Source organism: Catenuloplanes indicus (assembly GCF_030813715.1).
In the GTDB taxonomy this organism is placed as follows: domain Bacteria; phylum Actinomycetota; class Actinomycetes; order Mycobacteriales; family Micromonosporaceae; genus Catenuloplanes; species Catenuloplanes indicus.
Window position 1 is genome coordinate 992,362 of sequence record NZ_JAUSUZ010000001.1, and the last position, 13,855, is coordinate 1,006,216.

The window sequence follows — 13,855 nt, forward strand, 5'->3', positions numbered from 1 at the left end:
GCGGCTACCAGCGAGCGCGCCAGTACTGCGGGGCGTGCGGGAGGTCGGCGGCCGGGACGGCCAGGTCGGCCGCGGCCTGGGCGGCCCAGTGGGGGTTGCGGAGCGCGGCGCGGCCGATGGAGACGGCGTGGGCCTGGCCGGTGGCGACGATCGTCTCGGCCTGCGCGGCGTGGTCGATCAGGCCGACGGCGCTGACGACGACGTCGGTGCCGGCCAGCGCGTCGGTGAGGCGGGCCGCCTGCGGGACCTGGTAGCCAGGGCCGACCGGGATGTCAGCGGCCCGGCCGAGGCCGCCGCTCGACACGTCGACCCAGGTCAGGGCGGCCTCATCGGCGAGCGTGCGGACCAGGCGGGCGGAGGCTTCGACGTCCCAGCCTCCCGGGACCCAGTCGGTCGCGCTGATCCGGATCCCCAGCGGCTTGTGCGCCGGCCAGACCTTGCGGACCGCGGCGACGACCTCGCGCGCCAGGCGGGTACGGCCGTACTCGTCGCCGCCGTACCCGTCGGTGCGGGTGTTGGTCAGCGGCGACAGGAACTGGTGGATCAGATATCCGTGCGCGGCGTGGATCTGCAGGACGTCGTAGCCGGCTTCGTCCGCGCGGCGGGCGGACTCGGCGAACGCGGCGATCACGGTGGCGATCCCGGCCTCGTCCAGGCCGGTCGCGGCGTCCAGACCGGGCAGGACCGGGCCGTCGGCGGCGCTGACCGTGGGCCAGCCGCGCTCGGCGGCGGGGACGGTGGCGGTGGGCATGCCGGGCAGGGACGGATAGGTCGAGGCCTTGCCGCCGGCGTGCGCGAGCTGCACGCCGGCCGCCGCGCCCTGCGCGTGGACGAATTCGACGATCCGGGCGTGCGCGGCCTGCTGGGCGTCGTCGTGCAGGCCGACGTCACGCGGGGAGATGCGGCCCCGTGCCTCCACCGCGGTGGCCTCCGTGACGACCAGACCGAAACCGCCGGACGCGAACGACCCCAGGTGGACCAGATGCCAATCAGTGGGTACGCCGTCCTCGGCGTCGATCGCGTACTGGCACATCGGGGCGACGAACGCGCGGTTACGGATGCGCAGGCCCGCGCCGTCGGCGGTGGGCAGGGTGATGGGCTGGAACAGTCGACTGGTCACGGCGGCCACGCTCCCCGAAGCAGGTGGAGTTCGGGCCTGCCCGGCTGGTGACCGGCCCGAATGAGGTATATCGGTTCGTCAGATTAGATGCACACGCGCATAGTTGCCAACGCGTGGTAACTGGCGTCACGCTCACCGCGGACGCGCCGATGCCGACAATCCATTCGAACGAGCCCCGTGCTGCCCGCGTGGCTGCGGCGCCGCCCGCGTGGGGGCGGCAATCTGCGTGTGGGCGCGGCAATGTCCGCGTGGGCATGGCGCCGAACGAGGCACAGCATCATTCGCGCGGGACACCGCACTGTCCGCCCGGAGCACGACAGGCAATGTCTGCACAGCGGGCCAGGCGCGACGCGGCGCCGACGAGTGCGTGGCCGCCGAGTCCCGGACGACACCATCACCGGAACCCGCGAGACTCCCGCCCCTTCAGCCCGTGAAGATCAGGCCCAGATGCGCGTGCAACGCACGTACCGCGGTCTCGCCGTCATAGTAACCACCGAGCACGTAGATCGACAGCCCTTCCATCGCCGCCAGCAACCCCGCTCCGGCGGCGTCCGCGTCGAGATGCGCCGGGGCCGCGCCCGCTGCCTGCGCCGCACGTACCTGGTCGGCCATGAAACCGGCCATCTGCCGCGTGTTGTCCCGCAGGAGGTCGGCGGCACCCGGCTCGACCGCCGAGTACGCGAGGAACGCCAGGCCCACCTTCCCGTCCGCGCGCCGCTCGTCATCGAGCGGCAACAGCGTGGTGAGCAGCGTGCGGACCAGGTCGGCCGGTCCGGGCGGCTGCGACAGCCGGGCCATCGCCGCCTCGATCCGGGCGGTCGTGCGCTCGATGATGCCGTTCAGCGCGAACCGCATCATGTCGTCCTTGGTCGCGAAGTAGTGCTGCACCATGCCGGTGGTGACGCCGGCCTCGGCGGCGACATGTCGCAGGCTGATGGCTTCGAGGCCGCCGGTCGCGGCGACCCGCATCAGTGCGTCGACGATCAGCTGGCGGCGTTCCCGGTGGTCGACCTTCTTCGGCACGCGACCCATGTTTTCACATTGCAGTCGTATTGACATGGCGCGCGACGCCTTTTACATTACAACTGCAATGCAAAAAGGAGGGGGCGAGATGATCGAGCTGCTCAAGAAGGCCGTCCGGTGGGAGATCGCCCTCTGGGTGAGCCTCTACCGACTGACGTTCCGCCGGCCGATCCCGATGGAAGCGGGCGCCAAGAGCTTCGGATACGTGCGGCCGGTCGCACCGGTCCTCGGCGTGTTCATCGTGGTCTCCGCCATCGACATCGTCGCGGTCGACCTGGCTCTGAACCATTTCCTGCCGGACTGGGGCTGGCTGCGGATCGTCGCGCTGATCCTCGGCACCTGGGGCCTGCTCTGGATGATCGGCCTGGCCGCGAACCTGGTCACCCACCGTCACCTCGTCGGCCCGTCCGGGCTGCGCGTCCGCAACTCACACACGCTCGATCTGGCGCTGCCGTGGCACACCGTCGCGACGGTACGGGCACAGAGCCGCTACCTGACCGAGAGCGACACGGTGCAGCGCGACAAGGACGTGGTCAGCATCGCGATGAGCAGCCTCACCGCGATCGACGTCGTCTTCCGCGAGCCGATCACGCTGGACCTGCCGAAGGGCCGCGAGGAGGACGTCACCGAGCTGCGCTTCCACACCGACACGCCCGAGGAACTGGTCGCGTACGCCCGCACGTTCCTGCCCGACCCCGTCAAGGCTTGAAAACCGAGATCCAGCCATGCCGTACGTACCGGCGTGGCTGGTTTTTTTTTCATGGGCTGACGAGGTAAGGAGCGTCACGGTGACGCGACCACCGTCCGTGACGTAATTTCGGAACTTAGCGAAATACCGAAGGACGGTACGGGTGCTGGACGAGTGCAAGGCCCTGGCGAACGAGACCCGCCTGAGCATCCTGGAGTGGCTGAAGGACCCGGGCGCGCACTTCGCGCACGGTGCCGGCGACGAGCCGCTCGGTGTCTGCGTGGGCCTGATCCAGCAACGCGCCGGGTGCTCGGCCTCGACCGTCTCCGCGCACCTCGCCGTCCTCCAGCGCGCCGGATTCCTGCAGGCCACCCGCCGCGGCCAGTGGACGTACTACCGCCGCGACGAGGCACGCATCCGCGCGTTCGCCGCACGCCTGCACCACGACCTGTAACCGGAAGGCGACATGATGCCCACCGCACTCTCCCTGCTCGACCTCGCCCCGATCGCGACCGGCCAGACCGCGCGCGACAGCTTCGAGGCCAGCGTGGAGCTGGCCCGCGCCGCCGAGCGCAGCGGTTACCAGCGCGTCTGGTACGCCGAGCACCACAACATGGCGACGATCGCGTCGTCGGCGACGAGCGTGCTGATCGGGTACGTGGCCGCGCACACCGAGTCGATCAAGCTGGGCTCCGGCGGCATCATGCTGCCGAACCACTCGCCGCTCGTCATCGCGGAGCAGTTCGGCACGCTCGCCACGCTCTACCCCGGCCGGATCGACCTCGGCCTCGGCCGCGCGCCCGGCAGCGACCAGGTCACCATGCGCGCGCTGCGCCGCGACCACCTGTCCGCCGAGTCGTTCCCGCAGGACGTGCTGGAGCTGCAGGGCTACCTGACCGGCAGGACGCGCATCACCGGCGTGCAGTCCTACCCGAAGCCGGACGGCCAGGTGCCACTGTTCATCCTCGGCTCGTCGCTGTTCGGCGCGCAGCTCGCCGCGCAGCTCGGCCTGCCGTACGCGTTCGCCTCGCACTTCGCGCCGGACGCGCTGCACCAGGCCGTGCAGGTCTACCGGGACACGTTCACGCCGTCCGCGCAGCTGACCGAGCCGTACGTGATCGCCGGCGTGAACGTGATCGCCGCCGACACGCGCGAGGAGGCCGAGGACCAGAAGACCCGCGCCTACCGCAACCGCACCCGCGCGTTCATCACCCGCGGCTCGGTCGGCCAGAACTTCACCGACGCGGAGATCGACGCGTTCCTCGCCTCGCCGAACGGCCAGCAGCTCGCGCAGATGACGCGCTACACCGCGGTCGGCACGCCGGACGAGGTGCGCGACTACCTGGAGGCGTTCGCCACGTCGATCCGCGCCGACGAGCTGATCACCGCCCACCACGCCGAGGACATCACCGCCCGGATCAGGTCCGTCGAACTCACCGGCGCGGCCATGACCGCGGCCGCGGCCGCCTGACATTCACGAACCCATCAGCGGGTACGCGCACCGCGTCGGTCCGCAACGCGGGGCGGGCTGATCGCGCGTCTTCGGCTCTGTGGTCCTGACGAGCCCTCGGTCCGGAAACGTCCGGCCCGGGGGCATTCCGCCGCACCGGCGCCGCCGGCTGAGCGGCGCCCGGCCGGTGAGGCGATCACGTGCCGGAGCGCAACCGGGGTGTCAGCGGCAGGCGTGGCTGCGACTCCGCGGACCCACCACGGCTCCGCAAACCACCGCGACTCGGGGAGCCACCCCTGCTCCGCAAGCCACCGCGCCGATTCCATCTCCCGATCGGCGCCCCGGCGCGGCGCCGGCCGCGAGCTACCGGATCGGTCGTCGACGGAGAGGGCACGGTAGCGTGCCACTGTGGATGTCAGGGGCATGATCGCAGCGGAACGGCGCGGGATCGCCGACCTGATCGACTCGCTGTCCCCCGGCCAGCTCCGCACACCCAGCTTGTGTGAGTCGTGGACCGTGCAGCAGGTCGCCGGTCATCTCGTCGCCGCCGTGTCCGATCTGGACGTGTCCACGCTGCTCCTGCTACTCCGCAGCGGATTCAACGTGCACCGGGCCAACGACCGTCTCGCTCGGCGTGTCGCGGAACGACACGCCGTCGAGTTGGCCGATCTGCTGCGACATAACGCGGACAACCCGTTCCGGCCGCCGATCGTCGGCTATCCCGGGCAGCTGACCGATCTCCAGGTGCACGGGCAGGACATGCGCCGGCCGCTCGGCCTGCCGCACGAACTCCGGCCCGAGGCCCTGCGCGTGTCGCTGGACTTCCTCGTCGGCGGTCGCGCGGTCGGTTTCACGCCGAAGCAGCGCCCGGCCGGGCTCCGGTTCGAGGCCCACGACATCGAATGGTCGTGGGGATCCGGCCCGCTGGTACGCGGCACCGGCGAGGCCGTGATGCTCGCGCTGACCGGCCGCACCGTCATCCTCCCCGAGCTGGACGGAGACGGCGTGCCGCTGTTGACACGCCGTCTCCGCGCCTGACGACGACACCTCACAGCGCGCCGGCGCCGGCCCGGCGGGTCACTCCGCCGAGGGGCGCTCGTATCGTGACCGGGCCACCCCGTGCGCGGTACGCAGCAGCTCACGCACGGTCTCCCCGGTCCGGGCCCCCGGGTTGACGATCGACAGCCAGCTCATCGTGCCATACACCGGGTGGGGGACGACCGTGTCCGGCTCGCTCGGGTCCGCGCGGACCTGGCCGGCGTCGCGCGGTGCGTACCCGGTGAGGCGGATGAAGTCCTCCTTCGGCACGTGCACGTTCACCCGGAACGTGTCCGGGCGGTCCAGGCGCGAGGACTCGTCGTCCGGGTAGTTCTTGGTGACGATCGTGGCGAACGGCTGGATCGTGGTGGGCACGCTGCCGTCCGGCGAGTGGTAGAAGAAGGCGTCGCCCCAGGCGAGTTCCGGCGTGCCGTCGCCCTCCCGGGGGCGCAGCACCAGCACGCCGCGGTCGAGGCCGGACACGTACGCAATGATCTCGTCCATCGTCATGTCCTCAAGCGTGTCATTGAAGTGCTTGTGGAGGTTTTCGCATCACCACTCCGAGGTCGGCACGCATCCAGGTCTATAATCGGGCGATGCGTACGGTGGATGTGGCCCGGCGTTCCGGGTACTCCGTGCAGCAGATCCGCAACCTGGAGCGCGACGGCGTCCTCCCGCCCGCGGCGCGCACCGCCACCGGCCACCGCAGCTACACCGGCCGGCACGTGCTGGCCGCGACCGCCTACCGCGCGCTGGCCGCCGGCACCGGACCGGCCGAGGCCAGGGCGATCGTGCGCGCCGCCCACGATCCGTCGCCCGCAGGCATGCTGGCGCTGCTCGACGCCGCGCATGCCCGTCTGGACGCCGAGCGCCGCAGCCTGCGCCTGGCCCAGGACGCCGCCCGGTCGATCTCCGCCGAGCCGCTCCGGGACGTCCGCGCCGCCGACGCGATGACCATCTCCGAACTGGCCGCCGCGCTCGGCGTCCGGACCTCCGCGCTGCGGCACTGGCACGCCGAGGGCCTGGTCGTGCCGGACCGGGACACCGCCGGCCGGGACCGGGTCTACTCCCCCGGTGCGGTCCGCGACGCGCGGATCACCGATCAGCTCCGTCGCGCCGGCTACCCGATCGCCACGCTGCGCACGCTGCTGCCGGAGTTGCGCCACGCCGACGCCCGCACCGCGCTCGACACGCGGGAGGCGGGCCTGACAGCGCGTTCCCGGGCGCTGCTGAACGGTGCTGCCGCGCTCAGCGCACTCCTCGCATCCCCGACCGATATGCCCGGATAGCCGGTAGATTGGCGGGATGGGGATGACGCAGCTGATCTACCGGAGCCGCCAGGATCGGCTGCCGGCGGAGAGCATCTTCAACATCCGCGACCAGGCCCGGGAGAACAACGCCCGGCTCGCCGTCACCGGCGTGCTGCTGTTCAGCCCGGAGCACTTCCTGCAGTGCCTGGAGGGCGAGGCCGAGCAGGTCACCCGCACGTTCCGGATCATCGCCGAGGATCCGCGGCACGACCGCATCTCGCTGCTGTCCGTGCGCGACGTGCCGCAGCGCAGCTTCCCGGACTGGTCCATGGGCCTGGTCGACACCGGTTCGGCCAGCATCCGCGAGGCGGTCGGCGACGTCCTCCCCGCCGACGGCTTCGCGCCCGACCGCCTCGGCACCGACCAGGTCACCACGCTGATGCAGCGGCTGCGCACGCTGCAGCAAACCTACTGACGCACCGCTTGCGCACGCGGCAGGCGAACTTACCGACGCACCGCTCGCGCACGCGGCAGGCAAACCTTGACGCACCGCTTCCGGCCTGCCACCTCGCCAGACGGCCGGCACGCCGGCGCTCCGCGCACCCGGCTACGGCGCGGAAACGTCCGGACCGCGCAGCGCGAGCGTGGCATGGAGCTGACCGAGGCGAACCGTGGTGTCGAGATAGCCCCACAGTGCCTGGTCGACCTTGTCGGCGTTCTCGATGTCCACCCGAAGGTCGCCGTACAACTGCTCGGCCTCGGCGACGAGTTCCTCCGCGCGGGTGGCGTGCTGCTCTGGCGTCATGACGCCATCGTTTCACCCGGGCGCGACCCCCGGCGCGACCCCGGCGCGACCCCGGCGCCGAAGAAGCGGACGATCTCGTCCGCCGCGGTCGGCGACAGCATCATCGCCTGCACCCGACCGGACATCTCCGCGATCGGGCCGATCCGGGCGAACATCGCTGTCTCGTACGCCGGGATCGCCCCGGTGGGGTCGGCGGCCAGCGCGGCCGCGAGTTCGGCGGCGTCCAGCATGGCCTGGTTGGCGCCCTCTCCGACCGGCGGCATCAGGTGCGCGGCGTCGCCGATGAGCGTGATCCCGGGCCGGTGCTCCCACCGCGTACCGATCGGCATGGTCTCGACCCGGCGGGTCACCGGGGTGTCGTCGGCGGCGGCGATCAGCGCGGTGAGGCGTGCGTCCCAGCCGCCGAACGTGTCCAGCAGCGCGCGCGTGGTGCGGCAGCGGCCGAGGTCCGGGTCGCGGGACGTGATGCCGACCCGGATGCCGCCGTCGCCGAGGCGTTGCGCCGCGAGGATCCGGTCGGTGCCGACGCACCACAGGTTCCCGGGGCCGACCAGGTCCGCGATCTCGGGGTGGCGCCGGCCGGCGTCCGTGATCGTCAGCTCGACCAGCGTGCACACGTAGGACAGCGACACGCCGGTCAGCAGCGGCCGGACGACCGAGCGTGCGCCGTCCGCGCCGATCAGGACGTCGCAGCCGGCGCGGTAGCCGCCGTCGAACGTCAGCTCATAGCCTCCGCCGCGGCGTGTCGTGGCCTCGGCGAGCCGGTGCCGCCACACCACGGTGCCCGCGGGGAGCGAGTCGAGCAGCAGGTCGCGCAGCACGCCCCGGTCGATCTCGGGACGCCCGGTGAACGTGCCGGGCCGCGGCACGTGGTGCACGAGCGTGCGCCCGGCCGGGTCGAGGATGCGGTGCTCCTCCCCCTCGGGCCGGGCCTCGGCGCGGAACCGGCCGTCGAGACCGGCGGCGGCCAGCGCGTGCTGCCCGGACTCCGGGTGCAGGTCGAGCATGCCGCCCTGCGACCGGGCGGACCGGTTCTCCTCGCGCTCGTAGACCACCGCGTCGATGCCGTGCCGGTGCAGGATCCGGGCCAGGGTCAGGCCGCCGAGGCCGCCACCGACGATCGCGATGCGCATCCCGTTCTCCGTTACCGTACGCTGTATCGCTATGGACACGCCGTACGGTAGCCAAGGTTTGCCGGTTTGGGAACGCCCCGAGCCCCGGCCGCGCGCCGCGCCGGTGCCGCTGAGCCGCGCGGTGATCGCGGCCGCGGCGATCCGGCTCGCCGACACGCACGGCCTGGACGGGCTGTCCGTGCGCAAGCTCGCCACCGAGCTCGGCGTCCGCCCGATGCGCCTCTACGACTACGTGGCCGGCCGATCCGAGCTGCTCGACCTGATGGTCGACGCCGTCTACGCGGAGATCGCCACGGCGGCCCCGCCGGAATCACCGGCCACGGCCGGCCCGCAGCCGGAGTGGCGCGACACCGTGCTCGCCATCGCGCACCGGACCCGGACCGCGGCCCTCGACCACGAGTGGTTCGTGGATCTGCTCGGCTCCCGGCCGCACCTGGGACCGCACTCGCTCGCGGTCGGCGAGGCGACCGCGGCCGCGCTGGACCGGGCTCCGGGCGTACGAGATCTCGACGACCTCCAGCGCGCCGTCGGCGCGCTCAACGCGTTCGTCGCCGGCGCGCTCCGCCGCGAGATCACCGAACGGCGTACCACCCGCGCCACCGGCACCGGCGAGGCCGCCTGGCAGACCGCGCTCGGCCCCTACCTAACCCGGATGCTCGACACCGGCCGCTACCCCACCATCGCGCGGCTCGTCATCGACGGCGCCCACCTCGACGCCGCGGACACTTTCCGTCACAACCTGGACACGGTGCTGGACGGCATCGCCTGACGGCCGTCCATATGGCGGTTCCAGACGGGGGAGAACAATGGACAAGCTGCACCGCCGTACCGTTCTCGCCGCGCTCGGCGTGCTGGCCGCGCCACCGATCGCGGTCGCGTCCGGCGCTCGCCCCGCGCAGGCGGCCGACCGCTAGCTGTCGAACCTCGACCTCTACGAGAAAGCTGGCCGCGGTCGAGCACGTCGACTGGACCCGCCGCTACCGCCGGCACGCGGCCGCGCACGGCGGCACCGCGGCGTACCCGGACACCACGATTCTGGCGCTGCACGGCGGCGGCATCGAGCCCGGCACGTCCGAGCTGGCCGTCGCGATCGCCGGCTACCGCCCGTCGGACGACACGCCGCTGTCCGGACCGCTCTACGACCACTGGTTCTTCGAGGGCCTGCGCCCGCCCGGCGGCAGCAACGCCGAACTGCACGTCACCTCGACCCACTGCGACGACCCGGTCGCCCGATCGCTGGCCGGCGGTGCGCGCCGCACCGTCTCGCTGCACGGCTGCACGGCCGGGCAGGCCGGTCAGCCCGCCGGAACCGCCGCGGTCCTGGTCGGCGGCCTCGATCTGGACCTGAAGGCCAAGCTCCGGCACCGGTTCGGCCTCGCCGGCATCACCCACGTCGACGCGTCCACGGTGGACGGGCTGGCCGGCACCGACCCGGACAACATCGCCAACCGCACGTGCACCGGCACCGGCACCCAGCTGGAGCTGACCACGGAACTGCGTGACCGGATGTTCACCGAGAACACCGGCGCCCGCCGCAAGCACACCACCACGGCGCTGTTCGACGCGTTCGTCACCGCGGCCCGGCTGGCGCTGACGGACTGAAGACAGATCTGTCTGCCCGCTTCCGGCGTGGTCACCTCCCGCACGCTCCCGCGGGCACCGGTCGTCGCTGGCGCTCCTTCCTGCACGTGCCGCGGGTGGTCACCACAACCCCCGATGACGTACGCGGCGCGGGGTGTGGCGTGCCTCGGCCGGGGTCGATGCGGTGTCGTATCGTCGGGCCGTGCCCGATTCAGTGACGAACAGCGACAGCGCGGCTGCCAGGCGTACCGCGGGACCGGCACGCCGGAACGCCGGGGGACCGCCGCTCAAGACGAAGGCCGAGAAGCGAGCCGAGGCCAAGGCCGCCAAGGCCCGCGCCCGGGCGCTGCGGAAGCGACGGCAGGTGCTGACCGTGGCCGGCGCCGCCGTGGTCGTGCTGGCGCTCGTCGTCGGCCTGATCGTGTGGATCGGTAACGTCGCGGGCCAGGACCCTGCCGCCACGAGTTCGAGCCCGGAGGCCCCCGCGACGCCCACCGCGGCCGCCACGAATGCCGCGTTCCCGCCGCTCCCGGCGGGCGCGGACCCGGCGCTGGGCCAGAAGCCCGCCGTGACCGCCGGCTCGGGCTCCGTCACCGAACTCACGACGACCACGCTGATCAAGGGCACCGGCGCGGCGGCGCAGGCGGGCCAGACGGTCGACGTGAACTACGTGGGCGTCACCTACGCCGACGGCGCGGAGTTCGATTCGTCCTGGAGCCGCTCACAGCCCTTCACCTTCCAGCTCGGCGCCGGGAACGTCATCCAGGGATGGGACCGCGGCCTGGCCGGCGTGACCGTGGGCAGCCGCGTCCAGCTCGACATCCCGGCCGACCTGGCCTACGGCGACAACCCCGGTGGCGGCCGGCCGGCCGGCGCCCTCCGCTTCGTCGTCGACCTGCTCGCCGCCTCCTGACCCTCCGGCGCACCGCCCTCCATCAGCACCCTGAAATGCCGCCGCTCGGCTGACCCACCGCCGGCGGACTGATGACACCACCCGGCTCATCACTCCCCCGGGCCCGGCCCGGGCGAGCGACACGCCGGGAGGCTGCCGCGACACGCAGCCGCCGTGCCGATCAGGGGCGATTGGCGTGTGGTTTTCGCCACCGACCCGGGACCGGCAGGGAGGAGCGCCAGCGACGACCGGGGCCCGCGGGAGCATGCGGATCGCGGCCACGCCGGGAGCGGGAAAATCCAGCACGTGAATGTGGCTTCTCGCGGAGAGCCGGCGGGGCCGGGCCGGTGGGTCAGGGCATGGAGAGCAAGCGCTGGACGCGGTTGACGAGTTCCTGGGGGCGGAACGGCTTGGTCATGTAGTAGTTGGCGCCGAGGGTCATGCCGAGGTCGATGTCGTCGGCGGCGTCGCGGCCGCTGAGCATCAGGACCGGGATGTCCGTGGTGCGGGGTTTGGCGCGCAGTTCGTAGCAGATGTCGAGGCCGTTCATGCCGGGCATGACCACGTCCAGCAGGATCAGCTGGGGGCGGTGCTGGACCGCGAGGCTGAGCGCGGACAGGCCGTCGCCGGTGGTGAGTACCCGGTAGCCGGCGGCCTCGAGGGTGAACTCGATGAGCGCGCGGACGTCCTCGTCGTCGTCCGCGACCAGGACGCACGGTGCGTCGGACGGGTCGGCCGGCGCCGGTTCGGGCAGCGTGGCGGGGACGATGAACGCGCTGGTCAGGTACGGCATGGTGGTCTGGCGCACGGTGCTCGCCTCCTAGCGGCGCTGGATGCCGAGGTCGGGGACGTCGCCGTCGGGCAGCGGCGGCAGCGGGACGTGGCGGGGGCGTGCGGCGGTGGCCACGGCCAGGTCCCGCGCGCCGGGGTCGAGCGCCACCGGATCGAGGGTGCGAAGCGTGTCGGTCACCATGCGCCGTCCTGTCTGCCGTCCGCGAAGCGGCAGGGGGATCCGCCGCACACGATGATGAAGCCGTGGCCCGGTGGCGAGCCGGGTGCACCCTGGTTGCGGTCCGGTTGCGACCGGTCACCGCCGTCGCCGCGGGCCGGCCGGACACGTACCACGCATTCCCTTATGTCTATGCAATTGTTACCGTCCCGGCATGGGCGGCCGAGCCGGTCGGTTCGGCCTTCGAGGGGAGGTTCGGATGGCGAGACGAGTGCGGCTGTCGATGGCGGCCGGGTTCGCTGTGCTGATCGGCACGTTCGGCCTGCCGGGTGCGTCGGCGGCGGCCCCGGTCGAGGGCACGATCCTCGCGGTGCCGGGCGCGGAGGTGGTCCCGGACAGCTACATCGTGGTCCTGGAGGACGGGACGAACGCGGCGGACGTCGCGAAACGGCACGGCGCGACCGTGCGGGAAACCTACCAGCACGCGCTGCACGGGTTCGCGGCGACGATGTCCGCGGCGCAGGCCCGGCGGGTCGCGGCCGCGCCCGGCGTGGCGTACGTGCAGCCGAACGTGATCCACACGGTGCAGGCCACCCAGGCCAACCCGCCGTCGTGGGGGCTGGACCGCGTCGACCAGCGCAACCGCCCGCTGGACGCGTCCTACACCTACGGCACGACCGCGAGCACCGTGACCGCCTACATCATCGACACCGGCATCCGCACCACGCACGGTGACTTCGGCGGGCGCGCGGTGAGCGGGTTCGACGCGGTCGACGGCGGCACCGCGGACGACTGCAACGGCCACGGCACACACGTCGCGGGTACGGTCGGCGGCACCACGTACGGCGTGGCGAAGGGCGTGTCGCTGGTCGCCGTGCGCGTGTTGAACTGCGAGGGCAGCGGCACGACCGCGCAGGTGGCGGCCGGCATCGACTGGGTCACCGCGAACGCGGACGGTCCCTCGGTGGCGAACATGAGCCTCGGCGGCGGCGCGGACACCGTGCTCGACGACGCGGTCCGCCGGTCGATCGCGGCGAACGTCACCTACGCGATCGCGGCCGGGAACGGTTTTCTCGGCATCATCGCGCTGGACGCGTGCACCCAGTCCCCGGCCCGGGTCGCCGAGGCGCTGACCGTGTCCGCGACCGACTCCAGCGACCGGAAGTCGTCCTGGGCGAACCGCGGCACGTGCGTGGACCTGTTCGCGCCGGGCATCAGCATCACGTCCGCGTGGTCGACGAACGACACGGCGACGAGCACCATCAGCGGTACGTCGATGGCCGCACCGCACGTGGCCGGCGCGGCCGCGCTGTACCTGGCGTCGAACCCGGCCGCGACACCGGCGCAGGTGAACACGGCGGTGATCGCGGCGGCGACGACCGGCGTGGTGGTCAGCCCGGGAACGGGATCGCCGAACCGGCTGCTCTACACGGGCGGTTTCTGATCGGTGCCGTCCGGGGAGCCGGTGCACCCGGCTCCCCGGACCGGGTCAGGCGACGGTCGTGTCGAGCGTGACCGGGATGTTGCCGCGGGTGGCGGTGGAGTAGGGGCAGATGGCGTGGGCGGCCTCGACCAGCGCGTCCGCGGTGGCCTGGTCCACGCCGGACAGTTCGACGTGCAGCGCCGCGCTCAGGCCGAGACCGCCCTCGGCCGTGGTGCCCAGCTGGACCTCGGCGATCACGGCGGAGTCGGTGATCGTCACCTTGCGCAGCCCGGCCACGTGCTTGACCGACGAGTGGAAGCAGGTGGCCCAGCCGGCCGCGAACAGCTGTTCCGGGTTGGTCGCGCCGCCGGGGCCGCCCATCTCCTTCGGGGTGGCGGTGACGACGTCGAGCAGGCCGTCGTCCGTGCGGGCCTGCCCGCCGGCGCGGCCGTCGCCGACCGACGTGGCGACCGCGGTGTAGAGCGTCCGGGACATGGGGGTCT

Annotated in this window: 18 protein-coding genes; 10 read left to right on the top strand and 8 right to left on the bottom strand. The window is 72.5% G+C overall.

Features of this window, described 5'->3' with window-relative positions; translation table 11 throughout:
• Positions 1–4: 4 nt before the first annotated feature.
• Positions 5–1,120 carry an NADH:flavin oxidoreductase/NADH oxidase gene (locus tag J2S42_RS04760; protein WP_307235572.1) on the bottom strand — a complete coding sequence of 372 codons (1,116 nt, stop codon included), beginning with the start codon at positions 1,118–1,120 and terminating at the stop codon, positions 5–7.
• A 423-nt stretch (positions 1,121–1,543) separates the two neighbouring features.
• The gene (locus tag J2S42_RS04765) at positions 1,544–2,179 is read right to left on the bottom strand and encodes a TetR/AcrR family transcriptional regulator (protein ID WP_307235574.1); all 636 of its coding nucleotides are present in this window, start codon (positions 2,177–2,179) and stop codon (positions 1,544–1,546) included.
• Positions 2,180–2,231: 52 nt separating this feature from the next.
• Here J2S42_RS04765 and J2S42_RS04770 point away from each other — a divergent pair, with 52 nt between their 5' ends.
• The 4 genes from J2S42_RS04770 (at position 2,232) to J2S42_RS04785 (ending at position 5,319) form a co-directional block, all read left to right on the top strand.
• Positions 2,232–2,852: a hypothetical protein gene (locus tag J2S42_RS04770; protein ID WP_307235575.1), complete on the top strand. Its 621-nt coding sequence runs from the start codon at positions 2,232–2,234 to the stop codon at positions 2,850–2,852.
• Between the two features lie 142 nt (positions 2,853–2,994).
• A complete protein-coding gene (locus tag J2S42_RS04775; RefSeq protein ID WP_307235577.1) occupies positions 2,995–3,285 on the top strand; it encodes an ArsR/SmtB family transcription factor in 291 nt (96 codons plus the stop codon).
• Between the two features lie 12 nt (positions 3,286–3,297).
• Positions 3,298–4,302 (top strand): LLM class flavin-dependent oxidoreductase, encoded by a 1,005-nt coding sequence (locus J2S42_RS04780; protein ID WP_307235579.1) that lies wholly within the window; start codon positions 3,298–3,300, stop codon positions 4,300–4,302.
• Between the two features lie 402 nt (positions 4,303–4,704).
• A complete protein-coding gene (locus J2S42_RS04785; RefSeq protein WP_307235581.1) occupies positions 4,705–5,319 on the top strand; it encodes a maleylpyruvate isomerase family mycothiol-dependent enzyme in 615 nt (204 codons plus the stop codon).
• A gap of 39 nt (positions 5,320–5,358) precedes the next feature.
• Here J2S42_RS04785 and J2S42_RS04790 read toward each other — a convergent pair whose 3' ends face one another.
• Positions 5,359–5,823: a DUF6194 family protein gene (locus tag J2S42_RS04790; protein WP_307235583.1), complete on the bottom strand. Its 465-nt coding sequence runs from the start codon at positions 5,821–5,823 to the stop codon at positions 5,359–5,361.
• A gap of 92 nt (positions 5,824–5,915) precedes the next feature.
• On the opposite strand from J2S42_RS04790, the gene J2S42_RS04795 reads away from it, so the two are divergent.
• Both J2S42_RS04795 and J2S42_RS04800 read left to right on the top strand, forming a co-directional pair.
• On the top strand, positions 5,916–6,608 hold the full coding sequence (locus J2S42_RS04795) for a MerR family transcriptional regulator (protein ID WP_307235585.1): 693 nt from the start codon (positions 5,916–5,918) through the stop codon (positions 6,606–6,608).
• A gap of 16 nt (positions 6,609–6,624) precedes the next feature.
• Positions 6,625–7,044 (top strand): BLUF domain-containing protein, encoded by a 420-nt coding sequence (locus J2S42_RS04800; protein WP_307235587.1) that lies wholly within the window; start codon positions 6,625–6,627, stop codon positions 7,042–7,044.
• A 132-nt stretch (positions 7,045–7,176) separates the two neighbouring features.
• Here the strand turns inward: J2S42_RS04800 and J2S42_RS04805 are convergent, their stop codons facing one another.
• Positions 7,177–7,374, bottom strand: coding sequence for a hypothetical protein (locus tag J2S42_RS04805; RefSeq protein WP_307235589.1), 198 nt, complete (start codon positions 7,372–7,374; stop codon positions 7,177–7,179).
• Positions 7,371–8,507, bottom strand: a complete 1,137-nt coding sequence (locus tag J2S42_RS04810; RefSeq protein ID WP_307235591.1) for an FAD-dependent oxidoreductase — start codon at positions 8,505–8,507, stop codon at positions 7,371–7,373. Before J2S42_RS04810 ends, J2S42_RS04805 begins: the two co-directional genes overlap by 4 nt.
• 58 nt (positions 8,508–8,565) lie before the next feature.
• Here J2S42_RS04810 and J2S42_RS04815 point away from each other — a divergent pair, with 58 nt between their 5' ends.
• From J2S42_RS04815 to J2S42_RS04825, 3 genes are all read left to right on the top strand, one after another.
• Positions 8,566–9,276, top strand: a complete 711-nt coding sequence (locus tag J2S42_RS04815) for a TetR/AcrR family transcriptional regulator (protein ID WP_307235593.1) — start codon at positions 8,566–8,568, stop codon at positions 9,274–9,276.
• Between the two features lie 11 nt (positions 9,277–9,287).
• Complete coding sequence (locus J2S42_RS04820; RefSeq protein WP_307235595.1) at positions 9,288–10,109, top strand: poly-gamma-glutamate hydrolase family protein; 822 nt, start codon at positions 9,288–9,290, stop codon at positions 10,107–10,109.
• Positions 10,110–10,290: 181 nt separating this feature from the next.
• A complete protein-coding gene (locus J2S42_RS04825) occupies positions 10,291–11,001 on the top strand; it encodes an FKBP-type peptidyl-prolyl cis-trans isomerase (RefSeq protein ID WP_307235597.1) in 711 nt (236 codons plus the stop codon).
• Between the two features lie 331 nt (positions 11,002–11,332).
• Here the strand turns inward: J2S42_RS04825 and J2S42_RS04830 are convergent, their stop codons facing one another.
• Together J2S42_RS04830 and J2S42_RS04835 are read right to left on the bottom strand one after the other, a co-directional pair.
• Positions 11,333–11,788, bottom strand: coding sequence for a response regulator transcription factor (locus tag J2S42_RS04830; RefSeq protein ID WP_307235599.1), 456 nt, complete (start codon positions 11,786–11,788; stop codon positions 11,333–11,335).
• Positions 11,789–11,800: 12 nt separating this feature from the next.
• Complete coding sequence (locus J2S42_RS04835) at positions 11,801–11,953, bottom strand: hypothetical protein (protein WP_307235601.1); 153 nt, start codon at positions 11,951–11,953, stop codon at positions 11,801–11,803.
• Between the two features lie 235 nt (positions 11,954–12,188).
• Between J2S42_RS04835 and J2S42_RS04840 the strand changes: the two genes are divergently transcribed.
• On the top strand, positions 12,189–13,373 hold the full coding sequence (locus J2S42_RS04840) for a S8 family peptidase (RefSeq protein WP_307235603.1): 1,185 nt from the start codon (positions 12,189–12,191) through the stop codon (positions 13,371–13,373).
• 45 nt (positions 13,374–13,418) lie between these two features.
• Here the strand turns inward: J2S42_RS04840 and J2S42_RS04845 are convergent, their stop codons facing one another.
• Positions 13,419–13,847 carry an organic hydroperoxide resistance protein gene (locus tag J2S42_RS04845; RefSeq protein WP_307235605.1) on the bottom strand — a complete coding sequence of 143 codons (429 nt, stop codon included), beginning with the start codon at positions 13,845–13,847 and terminating at the stop codon, positions 13,419–13,421.
• Positions 13,848–13,855: the final 8 nt, after the last annotated feature.